Raw genomic sequence first — 24,380 nt, 5'->3', positions numbered from 1 at the left:
GGCCCTCCCCAGAGCCGCGTTCACTCGAAACCCGGCAGCTATCAGGCCGCCTTGGCCGCCGCCGCTTTCAGCACGTCCTCGGTAATGACGCGGTCGTCCGCGAGCGGGCGTACCGGGGAAAGCCCCAGTGTCTGCAACTCGCCGTGATAGGCGCGAACCGCCTCTTCCGGCTTCAGGGCGCCGTCGGCAACCGCGCGCATCAGCACGATCAGATTGAGCGGAGCTTCAGCCAGATTGATCTTGCGCCCGAACAGCGCGAGCCGCGCGCCGTAACGCTCCGACTGCGCCACCAGCTCGAACGTATCGCGGGTGGTGCCCGCTCCGCCGCCAAGCACGCCGACGATCAGCTCGGAATCGAACGAGGCGAGTTCCTCCAGCGCCTTTGGCCCGTTATAGGGCATCTTGAGAAACAGCGGCCGTTCGGCACGCGGCACGCTCGCCAGTGACTTGATGATGTGGTCGTTGACAAACTCGCCGGTCTGTTCGCGCGTCAGGCCGATATCGACATTCGGATTGAAGACCTCGTAGAAATATTTGAAATTGTGCCTCGACGCTTCGGCGCGGAACTCGGCGAAAGCTTTCAGCGTACATATGTCACGGTCGAGATCGTTGGTGAAACACACCGAATAAAGGCAGAGATCGGTGCCCGAGGTCGGGTAGTTGGCGATGGCGCGGGCAAGACCCGTATCGCGGAACGGCACGGATGGGGACTGTGTATAGGTGCCATGTCGCACGCCACCCCAGCACATGCTTTCGAGATTGCCGCGAATGGCCGGTTTCACCTCGCTGCCGGAAAACGCGCCGCGCTCGTCCAGCAGATCGAGATTGGACTGCGACACCAGCATGATGTCGACCACGTCCTGGTCGATGATCTCCTCGATCTGGGTGATGAATTCCTGCCGGGTGCGACGGCGGGGCGGCTTGACGGAATAGTCGAAACCGGTGGCGGAGACACCCGCGCCGACATCGCTGTCCTTCGCATCGGCAATGATAAAATCAGACGGTTTGTAACGCCCTGCGCGAATATTCGCCAGTTTTCTGTCGAGTCTCGTGACCATCGTAGCCCTCAATGAATGTTGGAGTTCGGCTGCCAGCGCTTCGATTGCGACCGCAGACTTGCATTCATAAACGGCCACTTCTCATAATCTGTCAATAGCTATCTTTTTCTATCTAAAAGAAGACGGCTCACTCCATATTCTTGACCGAAGGATGGGACGAAAAATTCCAAAAGTTCGAGCTTTATAAAAAGAAATCAATATTTTAAATTGCTCATCCAAACGTCTTCCAGCGTCTTTTCATGCCGCATCAACAAAACATCAGCGCTATAATGGGCGTCAGCCCATACGCTTGAAATATCTTTATTTTTGGCAAACCAACGGTCAATACGCCACCAAAGACCTTCGCATGCGCAAAACATGTGCTGCGTCGCTTTAAAAATGCGCTGCATTGCGCAAATTCTGGCAAAATAGCATTTTCAGCGCAAAATCTCGTTGACGATTTGAGAGATAATGGTAGCAATTGACATCATTGCCGCGTGAGGAGGAGATACTCGGCTATGGGTGACGTTTTTACAGGCGACTGGGGGGAGCGTTATGCTGCGCTCGCCGATCCGCGCTCCGGCCCGATTGGAACATCGGCGCTTTCGCGGGCGGGGCTGTTCTTGTGCGGCATGTCCACCTGTGTCGATGCACGGGTCGACATGCACAATATGCAGCCGCTTCTTAATGCTCCAGCCGAAACGCCGGCGGGTCAATTCGCCGCCATGTTGCTGGCGCGCGCCGCAAAGGGCATCGGCGGTGAAGTACGCGCCGACTGGGTGGACGGCCCGCAATGGCTGCGCGATCATCTGGATGTTCGCTACGCGCTGGGCGGCACCGGGCCGCAGGCCGCCTGGGTGCTTTCGCGGCTCGGCGTAGCCTCCCTGGTGGCGCTGGAGGACCGCCACGAGCAGCAGCTTCGTCAGATCCCGCCGGGCGTTTTATTGGCTGAGGGCAACGCGCTCAAAACGGCAGCGGAAGTGACGCCGACAGAACGGCATATCCCTGAAATATTCATCTTCGAATTCACGGCGGGCAAACCTATCGGTGCGCTCATACCCAATCGTTCGACACGCATCATCGTGCGTTTCTGTGATCGCGGTATCCAGCATGATGCGGCATTTGAGGCGGTATCACGAAAGCGCGCCTCCACCGCCGCTGCCGGCCTTCTGTCCGGCCTCAACGACGAGGCCGCGGAAAATGTCGGCGCCGCCGCCCGCCATGTCTTTGCGCTCAGCCGCGACTGGATGGATGCGGGCTTGAAGACGGTGCATTTCGAGCTTGCCGGCTATGCTTCGCAGGACGCCGTAAGCGAGCTGCTCGATCACGCCAGGGGTGCGATCAGTTCGCTCGGCATGAGCCATTCGGAACTGCTGGCGATGGATAGCGCCGCCCAGCATCCGATGGAGGCGCTGATCGCTCTTGGGGACAGGCTGGATGTCGACCGCGTCTGCGTGCATGCCGACACCTGGGCGGCCGCTGTGACACGCAACGACCCCGATGAGGAGGAACTGGCGCTGATGGCCGGATGCGCCATTGCCAGCGCCCGGGCCGCCAATGGGGAACCGGCAAACGCGATCCGTACCGATGCGCTGGCGCAGTTCCACGCGTTGCCGTTCTATAATCGCGTGCGGAAAGGCCGCTGGACCTTTGTTGCCTGCGCCTCGCCCTATGTTGAAAAGCCCGCCACCACGCTCGGTCTCGGCGACAGTTTCACGGCCGGGTGCCTTCTCGTTCTCGGCAATCCCGGCGTCGCGACCGCACCCGCCGCCCTCAAACAGGCCTGAAGGAAAAACGATGTTTCTCGAACGATTTCGTCTGGATGGAAAAACCGCCTTCATCACCGGCGGCGGGCGCGGCATCGGCCTTGCGACGGCGCAGGCGCTGGCGGAAGCAGGCGCGCATGTCATCATTTCCGACATGAATGCCGAGGTGCTGGAGGCGGGTCTCTCGGAACTGAAGGCAAAAGGCCATGAGGCGGATGCCGTGCAGCTGGATGTAACGGATGCGAAGGCCGTCGCCGAGGCTGCGCGGGCCGCCAACGACCGCTTCGGCGCCGTCGACATCCTGATCGCCAATGCCGGCATCGCCTGGCCGGACACGCCGGGCGAAGAGATGAGCGACGAGGTTTGGCTGAAGGTGGTGGATGTCGATCTCAACGGCGCTTACTGGTCATGCCGTGAATTTGCCCGGCCGATGCTGGCGCGCGGACGCGGTTCCATCGTTACCCTCGGTTCGATGTCCGGACTGATCTCCAACAAGCCGCAGCGGCAGGTACATTACAACACCGCCAAGGCCGCCGTTCACCACATGACGCGGTGCCTCGCGGGCGAATGGGCTGAGCGCGGCGTTCGGGTCAATTGCGTTGCGCCCACCTATGTCGACACCGTCATGTCGCGCGGCGGTTTTTCAGACGAAACGCTGATGCCGGTCTGGATGGAGATGACGCCGATGAAGCGCGTCGCAAGGCCCGATGAGATCGCCGCGCCCATCCTGTTTCTGGCCTCGGACGCCGCCAGCGCCATGACGGGCACAATCGTTGCGGTGGATTGCGGATACACGATTTGGTAGAGCTTGACGGACATTGGAGAGAATCGGCGCGTTTCTACGGGCCGAAAACCGGGTGATTGCATGGAGTCTTCGAGCAAGCGTGTTGATATGGTTCCCGCCAAAAGACGGGCGCTCATTCTGGAGCACCTGCGCATCAATGGCGCGGCGGGCATTCAGGAACTCGCGGACACGATCGGCGGGTCACAATCGACCGTGCGGCGTGATCTCGAGCATCTGGTGGAAAAAGGTTATCTCGAGCGCACCCACGGCGGCGCGCATCTGTTGCAGCCGATGCGTGCGACCTTCGAACGGGAGATGACGGTGAATGCCGCGCTTCAGCACGCGGAAAAAGTTGCGATCGGCCGCGAGGCGGCGGAGCGGCTGAGTGCCGGCGACAGCGTCATCTTCGACAGTTCCTCGACGGTGATGGAGGCGGTGCGTGCCGCCGCCGAACGCGACCTTCCCTTGACGGTGGTGACCAACAGCCTACAGATCGCCGATTTCGCCGCCGACATCAAATCCTGGCGCACCATCCTGCCGGGCGGCACCGTGCGGCCGGGGCACCGCCACCTGGCGGGCGAGCCGGGGGAAAGCTTCATCAAAACGCTGCATGCCGATATCTGCATGACGGGGGCTTCAGCCGTTACCGGCACGCTGCTGACGGAAACTTCGCTGGAAGTGGCTTCGCTCAAGCGCGCCATGATCGCCGCGGCCCGCAGGACCGTGCTTCTGGTCGACAGCTCGAAATTCGCAGCGCCCGGTTTCTGCACGCTGTCGGATATTTCAGAGATAGACGAGGTCATCACCGACAACGGCATTTCGCAGGATGCGATGACCTCGCTCAAAGCTACGGAGTGCAAGGTGACGCTGGTTTCGCCTGCGGCCCCTGCGCCGCTTGCCTGAAGAACCGCCGCTTCCATCGCCAAATTCACTGTGCCGCCTCGGCGTTAGGCGACTGCGGTTGCGAATGTGCATTTTGCCGTGCGGCAAACAGATGCAGCGAGCGCATGGCCCGCCGGAGTTCCTCGTCCGCCGCAAGCCGGCGATATTCGGCATAAAGCGTCTCGTATTTTTCGAAATGGTGCAGGTTCGGCACAAATTCGCGAAGGCTGCGCGCACCGAGCCTTTCTGCGCCCTCGGCAAAAGAGCCAACGATCCCGGCCGCCACCGCCGCATGTATTGCCGCGCCGAGCGCCGTCGGGTTCTCCACATCAGGAACCTCGATCGTCCGTCCGAACACATCCGCCATCGTCTGCACCAGAAACGGATTGCTGCGGGCCAGACCGCTCGTCATCACGATACGGCTGATCGGCACACCGCCCGCTATCGCCATGTCCAGAATGGATCGCGTGCCGAAACACAGCGCCTCGATCAGCGCCCGGTAGATTCCGGCCGAGGTCGATTTCAGGCTGAGGCCCACCAGCAATCCCGACAGCATGGAGTCGGCCAGCGGAATGCGGTTGCCCGCAAACCAGTCGAGCGCCAGAACACCGCCCCCGCCCGGGCCGACCGCCTGCGCCGCCTCATTATGCAGGGCGAAGTTGCGGGAAAGGTCGTCATCGCGCGGGAAAGTCTTCACATACCAGGCCAGCATATCGCCGAACGCCGCCTGCCCCGCCTCGTAACACCACAGATCCGGCAGGGCAGCGCCGAAGGCCGCCCCTTCGAGCCCTTGTGGCAGGCCGCGTCCCTCCCCGTCCAGAATGAGAAAACCGGCAGAGGTTCCGAGCGCGCCGACAAAAACACCGGGACAGACGGCGCCGACCGCAGGCAGCACGACATGGCTGTCGATAACCGAAACCGCAACGACGGCATCGCCTGTAATCCCGGTGCGACGACGCCACTCCGGCGTCAGGGAGCCGGCCGGGTTGCCGACCTGAAGCGGTTTTGAAAGACGCTCCGCAAGCCCCGGCACCACGTCTTGCGGATAGCCGGTTTCCCGGGAGAACTGCGCCTTGTAGGAGGCGAAGTCGAGGCTTCGCGCCTCCTTGCCGATCAACTGCCAGACCAGCCAGTCTCCCGCTTCGATGAAGCGCCCGGTTTCGGCCCACAAAGCGGGTGCTTCAGCGCGCATTTGCGCCGCCTTGGCAAGCATCCATTCACCGGAGAGCTTTCCGCCGAAGTTTCCAAGGTAATCGCCGCCCAAAGCATTGATCGCATCCGCATGAGCCTGCGCCGAGTGTTTCCAGAGCTTCACATAGGCATGCGGCTCATCCGGATAAAGCACCGAAAGCGCCGTGCCGTCGGCACGTGCGGGCATGGGTGAAGAGGCGGTGAAATCGATACCTATCCCCGCAACGTTGCGGCCGTTGCCGAGCGCCGACAGAATGATCTCGGCGGCTTCCGAGTAGTCGTCTGCGACCTGAAGCACGAAATTGGCGGGCAGGCTTCGACCGCGCAGCGAATGCGTCAGAATGCCGTTGCGATACGGGTGGACATGGTGGCCTTCCTGCGCGCCGGTGCGGGCATTGACGAGAATGCCGCGCGCCGATTCCGAGCCGAAATCCATGCCGATCATATAGGTATCGGTCATGATCTCACGTCCCCCGGCGACTGCTGGCAAATATGGTGTGGGCATCATTCAGGGGCATGGGATCTCGCAATTGGGTGGAACTGAAACACTGCCGTTCTTCACGCTGTCGGACTGGCAGCAGCCATCGCGCCGGTCATGATCGCGACGGCATCCGACATGGTGACGTCTCCCGGATTGACGACGGCCGCCCGCCTGCCGAGCCTGTGGATGTGAATACGGTCGGCGATTTCAAACACATGCGGCATGTTGTGGCTGATAAGCACGATCGACAGGCCCTTGTCGCGAATGCCAAGGATCATGTCGAGAACCTTGCGGGATTCCTTGACCCCGAGAGCTGCGGTCGGCTCATCGAGAATGACGACGCGCCCACCGAACGCGCAGGCACGGGCGACGGCAATGCCCTGCCGCTGCCCGCCGGACAGCGTTTCGACGCTCTGGTGAATGTCCTGCACCGTCATCAGACCGAGACTCGACAGGTGCCGCCGCGCTTCGGCCGCCATACGAGGGCGGTCCAGCAGGCGAAAGACCGATCCGCCGATGCCGGACACACGCATTTCACGCCCGAGGAAAAGATTGTCGGCGATGGACAGCGCCGGCGAAAGGGCAAGGTTCTGAAACACCGTTTCGATACCGGCGGAGCGCGCATCCATCGGCGTTCTGAAATCGACACGTTTGCCTTCCAGCCGGATTTCGCCGCCGTCGGGGATCACCGCACCGGCGAGCGCCTTGATGAGCGTGGATTTTCCAGCGCCGTTATCACCGATCACGGCAAGAATTTCGCCGCGGCGCAATTCGAAGTCCGCCCCGTTGAGGGCAACGACATTGCCGTATCGTTTGGTCAGGCCGCGACCTTCGAGCGCAAGTTCGCCTGTCATGCCGAAACCCTCCGGAGCCACTGGTCGACGCCGACGGCCGCCACGATCAGAATGCCGACCGCGAATTCCTGCCACAGCGCATCGAGGCCCGCGAGCGCAAGGCCGTTTCTAAAGACCCCCACGATCAGCGCGCCAATCAGGGTGCCAATGATGGTGCCGCGCCCGCCGAACAGCGATGTTCCGCCGATCACCGTCGCCGTAATAGAATCCAGATTGGCAGTCGACCCGGAGGTCGGGCTGATTGCGCCGACCCGGCCGATCAACGCCCAGGCGCCGATGGCCGAGATGAGACCCGCACAGGCATAGACCGCCAGCAGCACGCGACGCGTATCGATGCCCGCAAGCGTCGCCGCATCCGGGTCGTCACCTGTCGCATAGACATGGCGGCCAAAGGCGGTGCGGTTGAGCACATACCAGGCGAGAGCTGCGAGAGCGAGCATCAGCACGGTTCCGAGCGTAATGCGCGCCCCACCGAACTGGAGCGCAGCCCCCATCCATTGCAGGATCGGTGCAACCTCCGCCACCTCCTGGCTACGGATGGTCTGGCTGCCGGAATACCAGAGGTTCAACGCCCCGAACACGCTCCAGCTCCCGAGGGTGACGATGAATGGCGGAAGACGCATATAGGTTATGAGAAACCCGTTGATGAGGCCACAACCCAGCCCGCCGCCGAGCCCGATAAGGAAGGCGAGTTCCGGTGGCAACCCGGCTGTAATGGCAAGGCGGCCCATGAGCGTCGAGGTCAATACCATGATGGCGCCGACGGACAGATCGATGCCCGCCGTCAGGATCACCAGCGTCTGGGCGATGCCGATAATTCCGATGATGGTGACCTGTTGAAGGATGAGCGAAAGATTGAAAGGCTGAAAGAACCGTGAGCCGACGATGACGGAAAACACCCCGACGCTGGCTGCAAGAACAATGAACGGCACCACGGTTGGATTGCCGTGCAGGAAACGTTGCAGCCTGCGAAGCGGGCTCGTGTCCTGATCCTCGAACACGGCATGAGATGTTTCTTTTGCTATCGAACCGGCCTCAAAGCCTGCCGGACCAGTCGAAGCATGTTTGCTGGGTTCAGTCATCGAGATATACCCTTCACAGGTCTGCGGCTTCAAACCGGATACAGGATCGGCTGCCGGAAAATGCGATGCACGGATTAAACACGTTGGAGCGCCTTTTCACATCAGCAGGGAAGTGCGGCGTTCTGTTACGGCAAATTTTCAAAAGCGTGGCCAGACGGTGTTTATTCGGAAACTGACCTAGCCAGGAGTGACGCCCCGCGGCTTAGAGAGGACGGGGCGTCAAAGGCTGCTCAGCCCCAGCAGGCCTTCAGCGCTTCATCGGAAGTGATCGAGTCAACGCCGGCAACCGGCTTGTCGGTGACGAGCGTGACGCCGGTGTTGAAGAACGGCAGGCCGGGGCTGGCTTCGGGCTTCTTGCCGGACTTCACATATTCGACGATCGCCTCGACTCCAAGCGACGCCATCTTGAGCGGATATTGCATCGACGTTGCGCCGATGACGCCCGCCTTCACGTTTTTAACGCCGGGGCAACCACCGTCCACAGAGGTGATTATGACGGAGTCCTGCTTGCCGGTCGCCTTCAACGCTTCATAAGCGCCGGCGGCGGTCGGCTCGTTGATGGTGTAGACCACATTCAAATCGCTGTCTTTCTGGAGAAGCGTTTCCATGCCGGTGCGGCCGCCCTCTTCAGATCCCTGCCCCCACTGGTGGCCCACGATGCGCGCATCGTCTTCATCCAGATAACGCGTCACGTCCTTGGGATCGATGCCGAAACCCTTCATGAAGCCCTGATCGCGGGCGACATCCACTGTCGGCTGGTTTTCAAGCGCATCGATAAAGGCGACCTTGGCCTTGGAAGCATCGCCCACCGTTTTGGCGGCCCAGGAGCCGATCAGTTCACCCGCCTTGAAATTGTCGGTCGCAAAGGTCGCATCGGCGGCATCGGCAGGTTCGAGCGGCGTATCGAGCGCGATGACGAGGATACCCGCCTTACGGGCCTGCTCCACCACCGGCACCACTGCCTTGGTGTCGCTCGCCACCATCAGAATGCCCTTTGCACCGGCGGAGATCAGGTTTTCGACGGCAGCCACCTGGCTTTCATTGTCGCCGTCGAACTTGCCGGCAAAACTCTGGATCTTCACGCCACCAAGTTCCTTGGCCTTCAAGGTCGCGCCTTCGCGGATCTTGGCAAAGAACGGATTGGCTTCGGTTTTGGTGATGACGCCGATAAGGATGTCTTCGGCCTGCGCGTTCAAGGGAATGAAGGCAAGGCTTACCCCCAGAGCGAGCGCTGCGGCGCCGAGACGTCCGGACATGGCAAAACTGCCCGCAGAAGCGGGTTTCTCAAAAAACTTCATTTGAAATCCTCCCAGATTACCAAGCGCTCCCTCCCATCCGGAGGACGTAATCCGTCTTGGCGCGATTATTACTGACCGCAATTATGAATACTGTCAACATTATCTAATTACCATTTTGTATTTTTTTATACATATATCAGGAGCAATATCGGAAATTTCGGATTATAAGGGGATTTTCTACCAAATGTTGGTAAGCAGTCTCGTCAGGCACGCGGCCGCATGCCACACACTAAAAGACGCTGTGAGGAACGGAAACCGGCAATGGCAAGCACAACCTCCGGACAAGGATCTAACCCTCGCGAATGGCAGGGCGATCTCAACGCGATCAAGGCAAGCGCCGCGCTCTTGTCGCTCGTCGGTTCGGGTCGCGCCCGTTCGCGCAGCGCCCTGACCGAACTTTCCGGTCTCTCGCGGGCGACTGTACACCAGAAACTCGCGGGCCTGATCGACGCGGGGTTGATCCGCGAGACAGAGGAAACGCTTCCGAGCGGCGGACGCCCGACACGCGCGCTTGATCTCAACCGCGACTTCGCCGTCGTTCTCTCCGCCGATATCGGTGAGCAGCATATCCGCGTCGCCGTCACCGACCTGCAGCCGCGAATCCTGACGGAAATCTCGGAAACATTCGATATTCTGCGCGGCCCCGCTGTGGTTCTCAACTGGATCGAGGAGCAATTCGAGGCGCTTTTATCGAAGATTGGCAAAACAACCGCCGACGTGCTGGGCATCGGCATTGGCCTGCCTGCCCCTGTCGATTACGCCAACGGCCGGGTCGTCGGTCCCTCCGTGATGGTCGGGTGGGACAATTTCGAAATCAGGCAACATCTTGAAGAAAGATTCGGTGTTCCCGTCTACGCCGAAAACGACGTGAACCTTCTGGCCTTGAGCGACCATCGGCAGCGACGGACGAATGTCAGCGAGATGGTGTTCGTCAAAGTCGGGACGGGCATCGGCAGCGGCATCATTACCGAAGGCCGCCTTTATCGCGGTGCGCAAGGTGCGGCGGGCGATATCGGCCATATCCAGTTCGCGCGCGAACCCGCACCGCTCTGCCGCTGCGGCAAGATCGGCTGCGTCGAAGCGCGCGCCGCCGGCTGGGCAATCGCACGCGAGTTGCGCAAAGAGGGCATCGAGGCGCACACCGCCCGCGACGTGACCCGGCTGGTCGAACTTGGCCAGCCGCTTGCCATTCACCTCGTCAGGGAATCCGGCCGCATTCTCGGCGAGGTCATGACAAGCCTCGTCAGCATCCTGAACCCGCAGATGATCGTGATCGGCGGGACACTGGCAATCGCCAACGACCACCTTCTGGCCGGCATACGCGAGCTGGTCTACAAGCGCTCGCTTCCCCTGGCGACGAGGGAGCTGGAACTGGTGATCTCGCCCCCGGACCCGGATGCAGGCATCATGGGCGCCGCCATTCTTGTGGTTGAAGAACAGATGAAGGCACAGAATGTCGAAATGGTGATGTTGCGCCATAGCGCGCAGCCCAGGTAGAGGACAGCCAGCACTTAGGATTACCTGACACCTCCTCTCCGTCAAGCTTTTCCACGCAAAGAACCAACTGGCAATGACCACTTGCTAAGCAACTTTTGCGTGCTTAAAAGGCGGCCAATATCAGTTCGTTAGAGAGGACTCACTTCGTGGAACAGGAAAACATCCAGACCGGCAAGGGTCGGCGCAGGGCGCTTTGGGCGGCAGTTGCGATTATTGCCGTTGCTGCCGCAGGCGTCGTCGGCGGCAAGACCTTCTACGAAGCAAAGGTGAAGGAACTCGTTGCCCGCAGCGGTGCGACGGCCACTTCCATCGAGGTCGATTTTCTCGGGAAAATTCATGTTCGCGATCTGACGCTGCCGCTTGAAGAGGGCAGAAATATCAAGATCGCGGCTATCGATGGACGTCCGAAACTTCCGTTTCTGGACGGCGCGTTGGACATGATCACCATCGACATCGATGTGCCGACCGGAAAGATTTCGATGGCACAGGCCCGCGTCGAGAATGCCGCATTCGAAAAGCCGGCACAGGCGGAAGGAAACGGCGGCTCCCTGCCCCGGCGCATCGAGCGCTTCGCGGCGACAAGCATCTCCACGCCGGAGGTGACGTTTACCCAGTCCGTCGCGACCACCGAGCAGAAGACCGTTTACAGGAACTTGGCTTTCTCTGAGATCGCCGGCGGCCGCATTGCCCGATACTCTATCGACAATGGCAGCTACGACATCAAGATGCAGCTTCCCGACAGCGAAGGTGCGATGAAGGACAAGCATATGGTCGTGTCGACCGGCGCGATCGCCGGCCAGGACATCGACGTCGCTTATCTCGCCCGGCTCTATACGGAAAAGGCCGGCCCGGACGACAAGGAAGCGAAGCCGCTCTATGGGCCGCTCTCCGTCAAGGCAGTTTCTTTCTCTGAAGGAGACGGTCATTTCAGCTACGATGAAATCCGCAGCGATGGCTTTACCGCCCGCATGCCATCCGAACCGCTGCTGGATACCCTGAAAGCGCTGACGGCGACCAAAGATCCCGACCAGCTTCCACCGGAGGAACGCCAGGCGCTTTTCGCAAAGGTCGTGTCCATTCTCGACATGTTCGGCAAGAGCAACATGCAGCTCATCGGCTTCAAGGTCGATGCGCCGGATGAAAAGGAAGGGGCGGCCGGCAAAAGGGTCAAGGCCACCATCGACCGCATCGACATGCAGATGGACAGCCGCAAGCTCGACTTCGGCGTGAATGGCATGTCTATCGGAGACGGCGACGGCAGGATCGAAGTCGCGGAAGCGAGCCTCAAGGGCTTCGACTGGAGTTCGACGCTCAAGGGAATTTCCGAGATCATCGCGCTCGACGAGACGCAGATCGAGACCTTCCAGTTCAATCGCCTGATACCGGAACTTGGCCGGGTGCGCCTCGGCGGCATCAACGTCGATATCGCCGCGCCGGAAAAGACGGAGGAGGAAACGGAGGAAGAAACGGCCGGCACGCCGGAACGTATCAAATTCTCGCTCAAGAATTTCGAGATGGGGCTTACCAAGCCCTTCAACGGCATTCCGACCGATATCGAGATCAGGCAGGACGAGCTCACGCTTCCGATCCCGGCAGACTCGACGGAGGAAGTTTTCGTCGAAGCCCGCAAACTGGGTCTCGAAACGCTGGCCTTCTCTTATGGCCTCGCCGCCGGCTGGGACGAACCGAACAGCAATCTGGTGATCCGTGATATCTCGCTCAGCAGCAAGGATTTCGGCAGCGTCAATTTTGCCGGTCTGGTAAGCGGCTTTACGGAAGAGTTCTTCTCTTTTGACGTCAATCGCGCGCAGGCGGCGCTCTTCGGGCTTGCCGGCCGCGAAGTGAAGCTCACGATCAAGGATGAAGGCCTGATGGCCAAGGCGATCAAGCTTTATGCCCTGCAGAACGACATGACGGAAGATCAGGTACGCGCCACCCTGACATTGGTGGCGAGCATGATGCTGCCGCAGGTGGCGGCTGAACAGCCCAAGCTGCAAAACGCCGTGGAAGCGCTCGTCCAGTTCATCAGCAAACCCGGCACCCTGACGGTAACGGTCAAATCCACCGGCGCAAACGGCCTCGGCATTTTCGATCTGGTTGCCGCCTCCGACAATCCGATGGGGCTTCTCGACAAGGTCGATATTCAGGCGACGGCCGAATAAATCGGGCGACCTCTGCCCCTTCAGTGGCTGCACAAGCGTAGCTAGTGCAGCCACTCGCAACTATAGGCGAGGACCGGCTCGGCAAAGCCTTTCAGCCTGTAACGATCGCCATGCACGAGGACATCGGCACCGCCATATTCCTGGAAGGTCTTGTCCGAAATCAGGATCTGGTCGCTCTCGGCGGCGGCGCAAAGCCTTGCCGCCAATTGCACGGTCGTACCGAAGAAATCATTGCTGTCCTCGATAGGCTCCCCACAATCCAGACCGATACGGATGTGAATCGGCTCGCCCCTGTCGCTGTTGTAACGGTGGAACTCGCGCTGGATATCGATGGCGCAGTCCACCGCAAATGGCGTGGAGGAGAACACGGCCATTATGCCATCGCCGGTGTGCTTCACCTCCCGCCCCGAGCGCCGCCCCAGGCAACCGCGCACGAGGGCGTCATGCGCCCGGATGAGTTCCGCCGCCATGCGATCCCCAAGGCGGGCCGTCATTTCGGTTGAACCGACGATGTCCGTGAAAAGGATCGCGCGGTGGCCGGGGTCCATATTTTTCGAGGCGGCCCCGGGCGCTACCGGATCCTGTATTCGCCCGAGAAACGCTTCCACGGCCGACAGGGCGACTTCCACCACCTCGCTGGCGACGAACCCGTGCGCTTCGCGATGCACGCATTGCGCGGTTTCAGCGTCCGGAGCATCCATAAGGCAAAACGCAGTACCGCGCCTTTCATCGAACCAGTAGGTCAAAAACCTGACGCCGTACCGATCCTGGATGTTGAGATCTTTAAGATGTGCCGCGGCGATATCCGCAGCGGAGACGCCGGCAAGCTCGTGCCGGTCCATGAAGATAGGCATTGGTTTCCTCCCAAGAGTATATCGTTGCCTCCTCTGCCAGCCATTTTATGACGTCGCCGAATTGCCGTCTATCGTTCTTACGGGTGACGCCGCACAAGGCGGGAACACCGGAAAGGGCGATATTCGTTCGCGTTAGAATTTCGCAGGCGACATGCCTGCAAGCCTTCCCGACAGCCGCAGCGACTTACCTGCGTTTGACCATGCGCCGAAGCAGGGAGCGGGAGCGGGCCTTGCGGGGAATGAGGTGGATATCGCTGACCAGCTTTGCGCCGCCCTCCCGTCGCTCCAAGGTTATCTTCCGGCTATGGAAGGCCTCCAGTTCGGCACGATGCGCCACGCTGATGATGGTGGCGTCGGGCAATTCATCGATCACCGTCTGCATCATCCTGTCCTGGCTTTTTTCGTCGAGAGCCGCGGTCGCTTCGTCCATAACGATGATATCCGGGTCGTTCAGCAACAGGCGGGCAAAGGTCAGCCGCTGTTTTTCACCACCAGACAGCGTCTGATCCCAAGGCGCCTCCTCCTCCACCTTGTCTTTGAGATGGCCGAGACCAACCTTGTCGAGAGCTTCTCCTATCTCTTCGAAAGTCCAGCTCTCGGCCGCCTGCGGATAGCAGACCGCCCGGCGAAGGGTGCCGGAGGGCACATATGGCCGCTGCGGCAACATGAAAAGCCGGCTGCCGGCCCGAAAACTGACGCTGCCGCCGCCCCATGGCCAAAGGCCCGCGATTGCCCGAACGAGCGTGCTTTTACCGGATCCGGATTCACCTGCGACCAGCACCCTTTCTCCCCGCCCGATCTCGACATCGGTCTCCTTGACGACGGCCGTGCCGTCGCCGAGCGACACCGAGACATCCTTGAGGCTGAGCATCGTTTCGCCTTCCGTTTCACCGCGCACGATCCGGCCGAGCTTATCGCTCTGTTCGGCCCGCTCGAGCCCGTCAAGCGACATCATCAGGGAGGCAACGCGGCGTGCGCAGGCATTCCAGTCCGCCAGCCGGGGATAGTTGTCGACCAGCCAGCCGAAGGCGGATTGAACGATGGTGAAAGCGGATGCCGCCTGCATGACCTGACCTAGAGACATGCTTCCATCGAGAAATTTGGGCGCGCAGAGAAGAAGCGGAACAACGGGCGCGATCAACATCGATCCATGCGACACGACGGTGGTGCGCATATATTGCTGTGCCATCTGCTTCCACTGGTGCCGGACATTGCGGAACCTTCTGTCGAGGTCGCTTCGCTCCTCCTCTTCGCCGCCCAGCAGGGCGATGCTCTCCCCGTTTTCCCGGACACGGGTCAGCGTGTAACGGAATTCCGCCTCCAGCTGGTTCTTGACCTCGGAGACCCGGACGAAGTTCCTGCCGATCAACGCGATGGAACTCGATGTGATGAGCGCATAGATCACCGCCGCGATCACGAGAAAGCCGGGTATCGTGACCGATAAGCCGCCGATCGGCAGCGTCAGCGCACCGCCAATCGTCCACAGAACGACGATAAAGGTGGACGCCGATACGAAGGCGGCAATGACGCCCGCCACGAAATCCACGGGCGCTTCGGTGGCGATCCGCATATCTTCCGACAGCCTCGCCTCCGGATTCTGATGATCGCCGTCGATCAGGTTGAGCTGGTAATAGCGGCCATTTGCGATCCATCGCGAGACCAGCACCTTGGTCAGCCACGACCGCCAGCGCCGCTGAATACGCATTCTGACGTACACCTGCGAGGTCACAATGAAAACGCTTCCAAGAACCAGCGGCGGGAATATGGAAGCGAGAAAGTAGACCGTCGACGCATCCCGTTTCTCAATCGCATCGAAAATCCCGCGATTCCAGACGTTGATGCCATATTGGAAACCGACATTGACGCCGATCATCGCCAGAAGCCCGATGGAGAACGGCCAGGCCAGCCCATCCCCACGGCGGCTCCAGAAACCCCGCGCGCTGATCAGGAAGCGCTTCAGAAGATATCGCTTGCGAGCCTCTTCGGCCTGCTGCGGCGTCAAACCCGAAGCGGGCTCCAATTCCTCCGGCGGAAGGGGATCATCGGGTGCGTCGTTGGCATGAACATTCTCTGCACCCTTTTTGCCGGTGCCATCGATCGGGTTCGGTTTTGCGTCAGCATCGGTCATGGATGCTTAAACGGACGACGGTTTGAAAGGTTGCCGTTCCGGAACGGTTTGCGGTCGGCCGAAGACGCCGGGCTAGCGACCTCGGTTTCTTCTCCACTTCAGCAGATAGCCAAATCCCGGTCCGAGCAGAGCGCCGGCTATGACCCATTCCATCAGGCCCAATGGGCTTTCATCGGGATCATGCCCGGTGAGATAGAGAAAGAGAAAAAAAGCCGCCAGGCCACCGACGATGAGTGCGGCGGCGATAATCAGGTCCCGGGAAGAATTCGACATGGCAATCCTCTCCAAAATGGCTGCGTCTGCGGTTCATGAAGCACATTCAGGCTGCGTTGCTTCACGCCGTTGGTTCAGCGGCGAATATTTTCTTCTCAATCGGCGGCACCGTCACCTTCGATATCGGGCTCATAGCGCTCGAGAATCGTCATGATAGCCTTGTTCCCGCTATACTGCCGTTTGAGGCGGGCCAAATCGGCATCACTTCCCCGGCACAGCCGGTTCAGTGCTTCTTCTATTTGGGCACGGCGATCATGATCAGTGGCTTCCTCGCCACGGAAATGATCACAGCCATCACGGCGGCTGACGAAAGCACTGACGTCGTCTGGAAGTGACGGTTGCTGCGCAAATAACGGCGCTGCAAACCCCATCAGCGCCAATGCGATGCCAGCACGCTTCGCCGGATGACGGCCCATCATCATTCGACCTGATCCTCCAGTTGCTTTGCAACGGCTTCGTAATGCCGCGCCGAGGCCGCATTGCCATCCCGGGCGTAGCGCCCGGCCACGACCCGCGCAGCTTCGGCCGCGAGGCGGAAGGCGTCGAGCCTGACCTGTGGCTCCTGTTGCGCGTCGCCGCCGATATCGCCATTGTCGAACGCCCCCACGCGATAACCTTCATCATCGATAACGCCGATCACCGGCACGCCCGCCTGCATTCGCCCATAAAAAGCGGGACCGGCCTTGTCACCATCGCGACGGCGAAGCATGCCGAGGCCGGATGCCCTGTTTCCCGGACATGCGCCGATCCAATATGTCGGACCCGCCGTGAGCGACACGGGTGAAACGAATTCGCAATGGCTGGCGGGATCCCTGCTCCATACCAATCCACTTGCCGGTTCTTGCGCATGGACGCCGGATGCGCAGGCTATCCATACTACAATTGCGGCCTTCAGTGGTTTCGAATGCTGTAACGCCATGTCTTGTCTCCACTCCAGCCCGATGCACGTCCGTTTTTTTGAAAGGTTTTAGCCGAGCCGTGTGGCGAACAACAGTCGCATTTTGCTGAGGTTGAGGACCGACGACGTTCGGCCCATGCACGGATATGGGAACCTTTCGTCCCGCTCTGCGCTCTTATCCCTGAGGGAGCAGTTCAATGGACACGCGCGTCACACATCGCAGAACCTCAATTGCGGGGGTAGAGACCTTCTACAGGGAGGCTGGCTCGCAGGATGCGCCGGTCATTCTGCTGCCGCACGGCTATCCCTGCTCATCCTTCGAGTTCCGAAACCTCATGCCCAGATTGGCCGACAGATGGCGGCTGATCGCACCCGATTTTCCGGGATTCGGCTATAGCGGCAATCCCGAAACCTTTTCCTATAGCTTTGACGGTTATGCCAGCTGGCTTAACGCTTTTGTCGAGACGCTGGGTCTCGATCGTTTTGTTCTCTACCTGCACGACTTCGGCTCTCCCATCGGCGCAAGGCTTGCCATCATGAAGCCGGACCGCATCGTGGGACAGATCATCCAGAATGGCGATATTCCCTATGAAGACGCGCTGGGGCCGAAATATGCCGATATCGAAAAGTTCTGGTCGCTGCCTGCAGACCGGATGCGCGCCGCATTTCGCGATGCCGTCACCGAAGAGAATTTTCGTGACGAGTTTCTGAATGACGTCCGCACCGAGCTTACCGCACTCATTTCTCCTGACCTCTGGCAATTGCACTGGAGCCTTATGACCGAAAGGAGGAAGGATATCGCAGCAGAACTACTTTCCGACCTCAAGGCAAATCGCGAGTGGTTTCCGATCCACCGCCGCTACCTGCAAACCTGTCGGCCGCCGACCGTCATCATCTGGGGACCGCAGGATCACTACATGCCCGAGCGCTCCGCCCGCGCCTATCTTCGCGATATGCCCGATGCCGAGCTTCACCTGCTGGACGGAGGACACTGGCTCCTGGAGACAAACCTGGAGGAAGTCATCCCCTTGATCAGGAGCTTCCTTGATCGCATCCACCACTGATGGGACCACGCTTTCATCGCGCCCTCATTCAGGCCGCCGGTCCGCAATGGCATCCTCCCACGCGAATGGCGCGGCGAATGTTGTGCGATGCACAAATTTCGGAGGAATAGGCATGAAATTCGGATTTTTAGATACATATCATCCGGAAAAAGCCGTCTAAAACTCTCTCAACTCAAGGAGAGACGTCATGACGGACACGACATCGCAGTTTGATGGGGTAGCTATCCCCCTGGAAACCACAGAAGAACCCGCATGGACGGCTGCGACCTGGTTCGCCGTTCTTTCCATGGCGGCCACCAGCTTCGCGCTGGTATCGGCCGAGTTCCTGCCGGCGGGCCTGTTGACGCCCATGGCGCGCGATCTTGGCATCACCGAAGGCACGGCCGGGCAGGTCGTCACCGCCACCGCCTCCGTAGGCGCGGTGACGGCCCTGTTGAGCAACGTTCTGATCGGCAGACTGAACCGCAAGACCGTACTCGTCGGTCTTAGCGCGCTGGCGATCGCCTCCAACGTTCTGGCATCGGTTGCCGCCGATTTCTGGCTATTGCTGTTGGGTCGGGCCGGGCTGGGTATTGCGCTCAGCGGTTTCTGGGCGCTGTCGGTTGCCGTTGTGGCGCGGCTTGTCGGCGCAAACTCGACCGGGCGCGGCATGGCTATCGTCACCCTCGGCGTTTCGCTCGCCACCATCGCTGCTCCTTCAATGGGCGCCCTGATCAGCGACTGGCTGGGATGGCGCATCGCCATGTCGATGACGGCGGGACTTGCCATAGTTGCCATGCTGCTTCAGATACTCAGCCTGCCGTCGCTGCCGGCAAGTACAAGCAACAGTCTTTCCGATGTTCTGCGGCTGACGCGGCGGCGTAGCATTCAACTGGGGATGCTTGCGATCCTGCTGCTCATGACGGGCCATTTCGCCGGCTCGGTCTATGTCCGGCCGTTCCTCGAACAGGTAACGCAGCTTGGGACCAAGCCGATTGCACTCGCCCTGCTCGGGTTTGGCGTCGCCTCCGTGATCGGCAATGTCGCGGGCGGCCGAATGGCCGATACCAGTATCCGCCTCGCACTCGTCGTCACCGCCGCCTTGATGGCATTTGCGACAATCGCCCTCGTTGTCTGGGGCGTTCATACCGGCGCCGCATTTGCTCTCGTCGCCCTTTGGGGCCTTGCCTTCGGCATGGCGCCCGTGGTGTTGCCGACCAATCTTTCCCGCGGCGCTCCCGATGCTCTTGAGGCGGCAGGCAGCCTGATGGTCGTTTCCTTTCAGGTGGCTATCAGCATCGGTGCGGTTTTCGGCGGTTACATCGTCGACTCCTACGGTGCGACCGCTCCGTTGGCCCTGACCGCAATCCTGGCTGCATCCACGGTCGCTCTCGCCTTGCTGCAGCGTCCCGATTGATCCCTGCCTTTTTCGAGGCCGCAGGCAACGCGATTGCCTGCGGCACTCGGCTGCGCGGCGACTTGCCCAAACCGCCATCCGAACACGGGTCAAAAATCAGGGGATGTCCTGCCTTGCGTCACTCCACCTTTGCGCTACGCTTGGGAACAGGGATTTCTCAATGGAGGGACTGAGGCATGTGCAACAATTGCGTGATCGAGAACGTAAAACGGAACATGCTGTCACGACGCCTGCTGTTCAAAGGTGCCGTGGCCGGTTTAACGGCCATGACGGCGGGCAGCCTGGCGGCCCCGGTGCTGGCGCAATCGCCCCGGCAGGTCGTTGATCTCACCCATACCTATGATTCCACATTTCCCACATTCGATGGCAAACCGGGCATAGAATATGAGTGGGCAGCGGAGATCGCCAAGGACGGCTATCAGCTCCACAAACTCACCATCTACGAACATACCGGCACCCATATCGATGCGCCTTTCCACTTCAGCGCGGATGGCGCGAGCGTCGACCAACTGGAGCCGCAGAAACTTGTCGCGCCGCTTGTCATCGTCGACATCACCGACCGTGCGAAAGACGATGCCAATTCCACCATTGAAGCCGAAGATATCGAACGCTGGATATCTGCGAATGGCGACATCCCGGCAGGTGCAATCGTGGCTCTGCGCTCCGGCTGGGCAACCAAAGTGAAGAGCCCCTCATTCCGCAATGACGACGCCGGAAAATTCGCCTTCCCCGGTTTCGGCAAGTCGGCGACCGACCTTCTACTCAAGCTCGACACCGTCGCCATTGGCGTCGACACGCTTTCGCTGGATCCGGGTAACTCCGCAGATTTCGCGGTTCACAATTCCTGGCTGCCGGCGGGGCGCTACGGCATCGAAGGGCTGAACAACCTCGAGGCTCTGCCGGTGAAGGGAGCGACCATAATCGTCGGCGCACCGGCACACCGCGGCGGAACGGGCGGCCCAGCCCGTATTCTAGCCCTGGTCTGACACCGGCACAGGGTGCCAGAACAACAAGGCCGCCGAATGAACTACGACTGAATAATCTCTTCAGCTTCCGTTCCAACGGGACCGTCTAAAACAAAGACGTTCAACCGCGGTCCTATCCGCCTGAGGAGACACAGTCATGATCCGGAAGTCTTTTATTGCAAGTGCACTCGTTGCTCTCGTTGGCATCGCCGCCACGGCACCCGCCATGGCGAATGATGTGCGCATCGAACAATATGGCTGGTCCAACTCTGCCGGTGGCGCGCAGGAAGGTTATGGCAACCGGATCCGCACCTACCAGAACGGCGGTTACAACCGGATTGTCGGCCATCAGTACGGTCGCCAAAACCTTTCGGCCGTCGGTCAGGAGGGGCATGACAATTACGGCTCCACCTATCAGAACGGCAGCCGCAACGTGGCCGGCATCGGGCAATTCGGCTCCAACCACACCACCATCCTCACCCAGGACGGCAACGGCAACATCGCGGCCGGTGTTCAGGTGGGCCGTGGCTGCAGCGCCAATGTGAGCCAGGGCGGCAACGACAATGTCGCGGCCTTCGTGCAGGCCTGCCCTTAAGCAGTCGGCGATGTCGTGAAACGGGTCGAGATCGAAATATCAGATCGTCAGGGAGACGAGCCATGCCCCATACCCTCAGACATCCGCGCCGTCTGGCGGCGATCCTTGCAATGGCCCTGCTTCCTTTCGGCGCCGTTGCGGCCGTATCGACTGCAAAGGAACCGGCCGAAGGGCAGCGTTGCGAGATCAGGGCAACACCGCAGGCCGGCATGGTAAGGCTGGAGGCCGTCACGAAGGGTGACGCCGGTGGCGGCGGGACCTACTCCTTTCACGTCGAAAAATCGGGCGGCGGCGGGAGTTCGGTCATCAATCAGGGCGGCGACTTCGACGCCGCGGCCGGACGTTCGCAACTGCTGAGTTCTGTGACGCTCGATGCGAAGGGAGCCCGCTACAAGGCGGTGCTCGATCTCGTGATCGATGGCAGGAGCTTCAGTTGTACGAAGCAGATTGGCGGCGATTAGGCTGCCGCCATGTCGTATGTTTCACCAGAAAGGGCGCCGGTTTCGGCGCCCTTTTCTTTTGATCGTGCCGAACCGCTGAACGACATGTGAATGGGCAATTCCGGTCAGGTTCAGTTGCGAAATGCGACAGTGGATCATCGGCAAGAGGCTGACAGATGGAGATAAGAATGACCAGCAACCTATTGAAATTTCTTACCATTACTGCGCTTGTCGGCAGCCTCGCGCCAATCGGGTTTTCCGCACCCGCTCAGGCCGGCGGCCGGATTTCATTCGACCTCGCACCGGGCAATACAGCGGATGGAGATCTTCTTTCCACCGGGCTTCGCGCCTATTCGCTGTACCGTGGCCTGAAGGATGCCGATATCCGGCAGCTCGGCCGTGGCAACGCCGCCGGCATCGCCCAGAACGGCGGCGGCAATCTCGGTTTCATCCGGCAACGGGGCAACGGCCATGCCGCAACATTGCAGCAGAATGGCAACAACAATGCCTATGGCATTTTCCAGTATGGCCGCAACACGCAAACCAATGTGGTGCAGGATGGCGACAATGGCAACGGCCTAACCTTCAGCTATGGCTGGTAAGAAAGCGGTCTATTTTATCGCAGGCCGGTCTTTACGTTGCCTTGCTACGCGAATCAAGGGTCTATCGGGAAGGCGAATCCGGCCTTGACGCGGTCCATGACGACCATCGTCTTGAACCCCTTGATATCGTGGTTCTCGTAAAAGAACCGCCGGGTGAAGGCCTCGTAGTCCTCCATGTCCTTGGCCGTGATAACCAGGATGAAATCGGCATCGCCCGTCACGTAATAACCGATCATCACCTCCCGCGTGGCGCGAATGGCAGCCTTGAAACGGTCGACAATATCGGCCCTTTCTCGCTCCAGCGAGACGAGAACGATCATGGTGATGCCGCGCCCGACGGCCTTGGGCGAAACGATTGCCACATCGGCTTCGATCACCCCCTCATCACGCAAACGCTTCAACCGACGCTGGCACGCGGTTGGCGACAGGTTGACGATTTTGGCCAGCTCTTCCGATGTCAGGCGATTGTTCTTCTGCACGGCGTCAAGCAGCGCCCGGTCGGCTCGATCAATCTGGGTCATGCGGGATTCCTGCGTATGAATATCAAACTAAGCATTATTCCTGCGTTGAAGCGCGCCTAAACGCCGTCGATCAATCATGCAGCGCAGTTAAGCTTCTGGCAAATGAAAAGGGAACTTGCCGATGGAAGCTATCGCCAGCGCAGCGCTTAAAAATCTTCACCGACCGCAGCTGATCGAGCATCGTGCCTTTCTGGATGGGCAATGGGTGGCGCGTAAGGAGACGCTGGGCGTTGTCGATCCGGCAAGCGGAGATCATCTGCTCGATGTCTCTTCCTGCTCCCTGAACGACGTGGACGCCGCAGTCGAGGCCGCCGGCAGAGCATTTCTCCGGTGGCGGGACATGCTGCCCATCCAACGCGGCGATATCCTGCGGGCATGGGGCCGGCTGATGCGTGACAATGCCCGCGACCTCGCTGTTATCATCAGCGCCGAACAGGGAAAGCCGCTTTCGGAATCGCTCGGCGAAGTTTCCTATGCCGCCGCCTTTCTCGACTGGTTTGCGAGCGAGGGCGAGAGATCCTATGGCGAGACAATTCCAAGCCACCTCCAAGGCGGCAATCTTTCCGTGCGGATGCAGCCGATCGGCGTCACGGTGGCCATCACGCCCTGGAATTTTCCCTCAGCCATGATCGCCCGCAAGGCGGGCGCGGCCCTTGCTGCCGGCTGCACGATGATCGTCAAACCCGCACCGGAAACACCGCTTTCGGCACTGGCACTGGCGAAACTGGCGCAGGAGGCGGGCATGCCGGCCGGCGTGTTGCAGGTTCTGCCGGGTGAAGCCGCACCGCTTGCGCGCCGCCTGCTGGAGCATACCGAGGTGCGGGCATTTTCCTTCACCGGTTCGACCGAGGTGGGACGGCTCCTCCTCACGCAATCGGCGGCGACCATTAAAAAAGCCTCGCTGGAACTTGGCGGCCACGCACCCTTCATCGTCTTCGCCGATGCGGACCTGCCCCAGACCGTGAAGGGCTGCCTCGCCGCCAAATTCGCCACATCGGGACAGGACTGCCTTGCGGCAAACCGCATCTATGTTCAACGCGGGCTTTATGACCGTTTCATTGAGCGGTTTGCCGATGCGACCTCCAGACTGACCGTCGGCCATGGCCTCGAACCCGGTATCGACATCGGGCCGATGACACGACCGTCCGTCGCCGAAAAGTGTCGTCAGCAGATCGCGCAGGCCCTCTCTTCCGGCGCACGCCTCGTCTGCGGCGGGCAGGATAGCCCGCTCGGCGGCAATTTCGTCACCCCCACCGTGCTGGCCGATGTGACCGACGACATGCTGATCGCGCGCGAAGAAACTTTCGGCCCGGTCGCCGCCATCCTGCCCTTCGATGACGAGCGGGAGGTGGTCCGCCGCGCCAATGCCACGGAGATGGGGCTTGCGGCCTATGTCTACACCAACGACCTCGGCCGGGCGATGCGCCTGACCGACCAGCTGGAATACGGCATGGTTGCCGTCAACACCCCGAAATTCACCGGCGCACCCATTCCATTCGGCGGCTGGAAACAATCCGGCCTTGGCCGCGAGGGTTCACGTCATGGCCTCATGGAATATCTCGAACCCAAATATGTCTGCTTCGGCAACCTGGCTGCCTGAAAGGAACTCG

24 protein-coding genes are annotated in these 24,380 nt (G+C 60.4%); 12 read left to right on the top strand and 12 right to left on the bottom strand.

Features of this window, described 5'->3' with window-relative positions; genetic code table 11:
• Positions 1 to 41: 41 nt before the first annotated feature.
• Both CFBP4996_RS25230 and CFBP4996_RS25225 read right to left on the bottom strand, forming a co-directional pair.
• Positions 42 to 1,058, bottom strand: a complete 1,017-nt coding sequence (locus CFBP4996_RS25230) for a hypothetical protein (protein ID WP_080854777.1) — start codon at positions 1,056 to 1,058, stop codon at positions 42 to 44.
• 194 nt (positions 1,059 to 1,252) lie between these two features.
• Positions 1,253 to 1,447 carry a hypothetical protein gene (locus tag CFBP4996_RS25225; RefSeq protein ID WP_080853359.1) on the bottom strand — a complete coding sequence of 65 codons (195 nt, stop codon included), beginning with the start codon at positions 1,445 to 1,447 and terminating at the stop codon, positions 1,253 to 1,255.
• A gap of 108 nt (positions 1,448 to 1,555) precedes the next feature.
• On the opposite strand from CFBP4996_RS25225, the gene CFBP4996_RS25220 reads away from it, so the two are divergent.
• The 3 genes from CFBP4996_RS25220 to CFBP4996_RS25210 are packed head-to-tail and all read left to right on the top strand — an operon-like array spanning position 1,556 to position 4,490.
• Positions 1,556 to 2,824, top strand: coding sequence for an ADP-dependent glucokinase/phosphofructokinase (locus CFBP4996_RS25220; protein ID WP_080853360.1), 1,269 nt, complete (start codon positions 1,556 to 1,558; stop codon positions 2,822 to 2,824).
• Between the two features lie 10 nt (positions 2,825 to 2,834).
• Complete coding sequence (locus CFBP4996_RS25215; RefSeq protein WP_080853361.1) at positions 2,835 to 3,608, top strand: SDR family NAD(P)-dependent oxidoreductase; 774 nt, start codon at positions 2,835 to 2,837, stop codon at positions 3,606 to 3,608.
• Positions 3,609 to 3,668: 60 nt separating this feature from the next.
• Entirely contained in the window at positions 3,669 to 4,490 is an 822-nt protein-coding gene (locus CFBP4996_RS25210) for a DeoR/GlpR family DNA-binding transcription regulator (RefSeq protein WP_080853362.1), read from the top strand.
• A 25-nt stretch (positions 4,491 to 4,515) separates the two neighbouring features.
• Here the strand turns inward: CFBP4996_RS25210 and CFBP4996_RS25205 are convergent, their stop codons facing one another.
• From CFBP4996_RS25205 to CFBP4996_RS25190, 4 genes are all read right to left on the bottom strand, one after another.
• Complete coding sequence (locus tag CFBP4996_RS25205; protein ID WP_080853363.1) at positions 4,516 to 6,120, bottom strand: FGGY-family carbohydrate kinase; 1,605 nt, start codon at positions 6,118 to 6,120, stop codon at positions 4,516 to 4,518.
• Positions 6,121 to 6,218: 98 nt separating this feature from the next.
• Positions 6,219 to 6,995: an ATP-binding cassette domain-containing protein gene (locus tag CFBP4996_RS25200; protein WP_080853364.1), complete on the bottom strand. Its 777-nt coding sequence runs from the start codon at positions 6,993 to 6,995 to the stop codon at positions 6,219 to 6,221.
• Positions 6,992 to 8,077, bottom strand: a complete 1,086-nt coding sequence (locus CFBP4996_RS25195) for an ABC transporter permease (RefSeq protein ID WP_080853365.1) — start codon at positions 8,075 to 8,077, stop codon at positions 6,992 to 6,994. Before CFBP4996_RS25195 ends, CFBP4996_RS25200 begins: the two co-directional genes overlap by 4 nt.
• 230 nt (positions 8,078 to 8,307) lie before the next feature.
• On the bottom strand, positions 8,308 to 9,333 hold the full coding sequence (locus CFBP4996_RS25190) for a substrate-binding domain-containing protein (protein WP_035238465.1): 1,026 nt from the start codon (positions 9,331 to 9,333) through the stop codon (positions 8,308 to 8,310).
• 303 nt (positions 9,334 to 9,636) lie between these two features.
• Here CFBP4996_RS25190 and CFBP4996_RS25185 point away from each other — a divergent pair, with 303 nt between their 5' ends.
• Complete coding sequence (locus tag CFBP4996_RS25185) at positions 9,637 to 10,872, top strand: ROK family transcriptional regulator (RefSeq protein WP_121490308.1); 1,236 nt, start codon at positions 9,637 to 9,639, stop codon at positions 10,870 to 10,872.
• 146 nt (positions 10,873 to 11,018) lie between these two features.
• Positions 11,019 to 13,034 (top strand): aq_1923 C-terminal domain, encoded by a 2,016-nt coding sequence (locus tag CFBP4996_RS25180; protein ID WP_080853366.1) that lies wholly within the window; start codon positions 11,019 to 11,021, stop codon positions 13,032 to 13,034.
• Between the two features lie 41 nt (positions 13,035 to 13,075).
• Here CFBP4996_RS25180 and CFBP4996_RS25175 read toward each other — a convergent pair whose 3' ends face one another.
• From CFBP4996_RS25175 to CFBP4996_RS25155, 5 genes are all read right to left on the bottom strand, one after another.
• Positions 13,076 to 13,888, bottom strand: a complete 813-nt coding sequence (locus tag CFBP4996_RS25175; RefSeq protein ID WP_035261435.1) for a nickel-binding protein — start codon at positions 13,886 to 13,888, stop codon at positions 13,076 to 13,078.
• 184 nt (positions 13,889 to 14,072) lie between these two features.
• A complete protein-coding gene (locus CFBP4996_RS25170) occupies positions 14,073 to 16,016 on the bottom strand; it encodes an ABC transporter ATP-binding protein/permease (RefSeq protein WP_080853367.1) in 1,944 nt (647 codons plus the stop codon).
• A 72-nt stretch (positions 16,017 to 16,088) separates the two neighbouring features.
• Positions 16,089 to 16,289, bottom strand: a complete 201-nt coding sequence (locus CFBP4996_RS25165; RefSeq protein WP_080853368.1) for a hypothetical protein — start codon at positions 16,287 to 16,289, stop codon at positions 16,089 to 16,091.
• Positions 16,290 to 16,384: 95 nt separating this feature from the next.
• Positions 16,385 to 16,711: a hypothetical protein gene (locus tag CFBP4996_RS25160; protein ID WP_137396288.1), complete on the bottom strand. Its 327-nt coding sequence runs from the start codon at positions 16,709 to 16,711 to the stop codon at positions 16,385 to 16,387.
• Positions 16,708 to 17,208, bottom strand: a complete 501-nt coding sequence (locus CFBP4996_RS25155; RefSeq protein WP_080853370.1) for a hypothetical protein — start codon at positions 17,206 to 17,208, stop codon at positions 16,708 to 16,710. Before CFBP4996_RS25155 ends, CFBP4996_RS25160 begins: the two co-directional genes overlap by 4 nt.
• A 176-nt stretch (positions 17,209 to 17,384) precedes the next feature.
• Between CFBP4996_RS25155 and CFBP4996_RS25150 the strand changes: the two genes are divergently transcribed.
• The 6 genes from CFBP4996_RS25150 (at position 17,385) to CFBP4996_RS25125 (ending at position 22,249) form a co-directional block, all read left to right on the top strand.
• Positions 17,385 to 18,251 carry an alpha/beta fold hydrolase gene (locus CFBP4996_RS25150; RefSeq protein WP_080853371.1) on the top strand — a complete coding sequence of 289 codons (867 nt, stop codon included), beginning with the start codon at positions 17,385 to 17,387 and terminating at the stop codon, positions 18,249 to 18,251.
• Between the two features lie 187 nt (positions 18,252 to 18,438).
• Complete coding sequence (locus CFBP4996_RS25145) at positions 18,439 to 19,647, top strand: MFS transporter (protein WP_059756463.1); 1,209 nt, start codon at positions 18,439 to 18,441, stop codon at positions 19,645 to 19,647.
• Between the two features lie 176 nt (positions 19,648 to 19,823).
• Positions 19,824 to 20,633, top strand: a complete 810-nt coding sequence (locus CFBP4996_RS25140; protein WP_121490309.1) for a cyclase family protein — start codon at positions 19,824 to 19,826, stop codon at positions 20,631 to 20,633.
• Positions 20,634 to 20,769: 136 nt separating this feature from the next.
• The gene (locus tag CFBP4996_RS25135; RefSeq protein WP_080853372.1) at positions 20,770 to 21,207 is read left to right on the top strand and encodes a curlin; all 438 of its coding nucleotides are present in this window, start codon (positions 20,770 to 20,772) and stop codon (positions 21,205 to 21,207) included.
• Positions 21,208 to 21,269: 62 nt separating this feature from the next.
• Positions 21,270 to 21,668: a curli-like amyloid fiber formation chaperone CsgH gene (csgH, locus tag CFBP4996_RS25130; protein ID WP_080853373.1), complete on the top strand. Its 399-nt coding sequence runs from the start codon at positions 21,270 to 21,272 to the stop codon at positions 21,666 to 21,668.
• A gap of 167 nt (positions 21,669 to 21,835) precedes the next feature.
• Positions 21,836 to 22,249 (top strand): curlin, encoded by a 414-nt coding sequence (locus tag CFBP4996_RS25125; RefSeq protein WP_162936013.1) that lies wholly within the window; start codon positions 21,836 to 21,838, stop codon positions 22,247 to 22,249.
• Between the two features lie 53 nt (positions 22,250 to 22,302).
• On the opposite strand, the gene CFBP4996_RS25120 is transcribed toward CFBP4996_RS25125, so the two are convergent.
• A complete protein-coding gene (locus CFBP4996_RS25120) occupies positions 22,303 to 22,770 on the bottom strand; it encodes an Lrp/AsnC family transcriptional regulator (RefSeq protein WP_003521623.1) in 468 nt (155 codons plus the stop codon).
• A 121-nt stretch (positions 22,771 to 22,891) separates the two neighbouring features.
• Between CFBP4996_RS25120 and CFBP4996_RS25115 the strand changes: the two genes are divergently transcribed.
• Complete coding sequence (locus CFBP4996_RS25115; RefSeq protein WP_080853375.1) at positions 22,892 to 24,370, top strand: NAD-dependent succinate-semialdehyde dehydrogenase; 1,479 nt, start codon at positions 22,892 to 22,894, stop codon at positions 24,368 to 24,370.
• Positions 24,371 to 24,380: the final 10 nt, after the last annotated feature.

Origin of the sequence: Agrobacterium leguminum (assembly GCF_005144435.2) — a bacterium.
In the GTDB taxonomy this organism is placed as follows: Bacteria; Pseudomonadota; Alphaproteobacteria; order Rhizobiales; family Rhizobiaceae; genus Agrobacterium; species Agrobacterium leguminum.
This window is presented reverse-complemented; position numbering and strand designations above follow the sequence as displayed.

Coding starts and splice junctions, on each gene's coding strand:
- CFBP4996_RS25195 (WP_080853365.1), bottom strand. CDS start 8,077: ATGACTGAACCCAGCAAACATGCTTCGACTGGTCCGGCAGGCTTTGAG.
- CFBP4996_RS25220 (WP_080853360.1), top strand. CDS start 1,556: ATGGGTGACGTTTTTACAGGCGACTGGGGGGAGCGTTATGCTGCGCTC.
- CFBP4996_RS25210 (WP_080853362.1), top strand. CDS start 3,669: ATGGAGTCTTCGAGCAAGCGTGTTGATATGGTTCCCGCCAAAAGACGG.
- csgH (WP_080853373.1), top strand. CDS start 21,270: ATGCCCCATACCCTCAGACATCCGCGCCGTCTGGCGGCGATCCTTGCA.
- CFBP4996_RS25225 (WP_080853359.1), bottom strand. CDS start 1,447: ATGCAGCGCATTTTTAAAGCGACGCAGCACATGTTTTGCGCATGCGAA.
- CFBP4996_RS25120 (WP_003521623.1), bottom strand. CDS start 22,770: ATGACCCAGATTGATCGAGCCGACCGGGCGCTGCTTGACGCCGTGCAG.
- CFBP4996_RS25165 (WP_080853368.1), bottom strand. CDS start 16,289: ATGTCGAATTCTTCCCGGGACCTGATTATCGCCGCCGCACTCATCGTC.
- CFBP4996_RS25115 (WP_080853375.1), top strand. CDS start 22,892: ATGGAAGCTATCGCCAGCGCAGCGCTTAAAAATCTTCACCGACCGCAG.
- CFBP4996_RS25200 (WP_080853364.1), bottom strand. CDS start 6,995: ATGACAGGCGAACTTGCGCTCGAAGGTCGCGGCCTGACCAAACGATAC.
- CFBP4996_RS25140 (WP_121490309.1), top strand. CDS start 19,824: ATGTGCAACAATTGCGTGATCGAGAACGTAAAACGGAACATGCTGTCA.
- CFBP4996_RS25155 (WP_080853370.1), bottom strand. CDS start 17,208: ATGGCGTTACAGCATTCGAAACCACTGAAGGCCGCAATTGTAGTATGG.
- CFBP4996_RS25170 (WP_080853367.1), bottom strand. CDS start 16,016: ATGACCGATGCTGACGCAAAACCGAACCCGATCGATGGCACCGGCAAA.
- CFBP4996_RS25215 (WP_080853361.1), top strand. CDS start 2,835: ATGTTTCTCGAACGATTTCGTCTGGATGGAAAAACCGCCTTCATCACC.
- CFBP4996_RS25185 (WP_121490308.1), top strand. CDS start 9,637: ATGGCAAGCACAACCTCCGGACAAGGATCTAACCCTCGCGAATGGCAG.
- CFBP4996_RS25145 (WP_059756463.1), top strand. CDS start 18,439: ATGACGGACACGACATCGCAGTTTGATGGGGTAGCTATCCCCCTGGAA.
- CFBP4996_RS25175 (WP_035261435.1), bottom strand. CDS start 13,888: ATGCCTATCTTCATGGACCGGCACGAGCTTGCCGGCGTCTCCGCTGCG.
- CFBP4996_RS25160 (WP_137396288.1), bottom strand. CDS start 16,711: ATGATGATGGGCCGTCATCCGGCGAAGCGTGCTGGCATCGCATTGGCG.
- CFBP4996_RS25230 (WP_080854777.1), bottom strand. CDS start 1,058: ATGGTCACGAGACTCGACAGAAAACTGGCGAATATTCGCGCAGGGCGT.
- CFBP4996_RS25135 (WP_080853372.1), top strand. CDS start 20,770: ATGATCCGGAAGTCTTTTATTGCAAGTGCACTCGTTGCTCTCGTTGGC.
- CFBP4996_RS25190 (WP_035238465.1), bottom strand. CDS start 9,333: ATGTCCGGACGTCTCGGCGCCGCAGCGCTCGCTCTGGGGGTAAGCCTT.
- CFBP4996_RS25150 (WP_080853371.1), top strand. CDS start 17,385: ATGGACACGCGCGTCACACATCGCAGAACCTCAATTGCGGGGGTAGAG.
- CFBP4996_RS25205 (WP_080853363.1), bottom strand. CDS start 6,120: ATGACCGATACCTATATGATCGGCATGGATTTCGGCTCGGAATCGGCG.
- CFBP4996_RS25125 (WP_162936013.1), top strand. CDS start 21,836: ATGACCAGCAACCTATTGAAATTTCTTACCATTACTGCGCTTGTCGGC.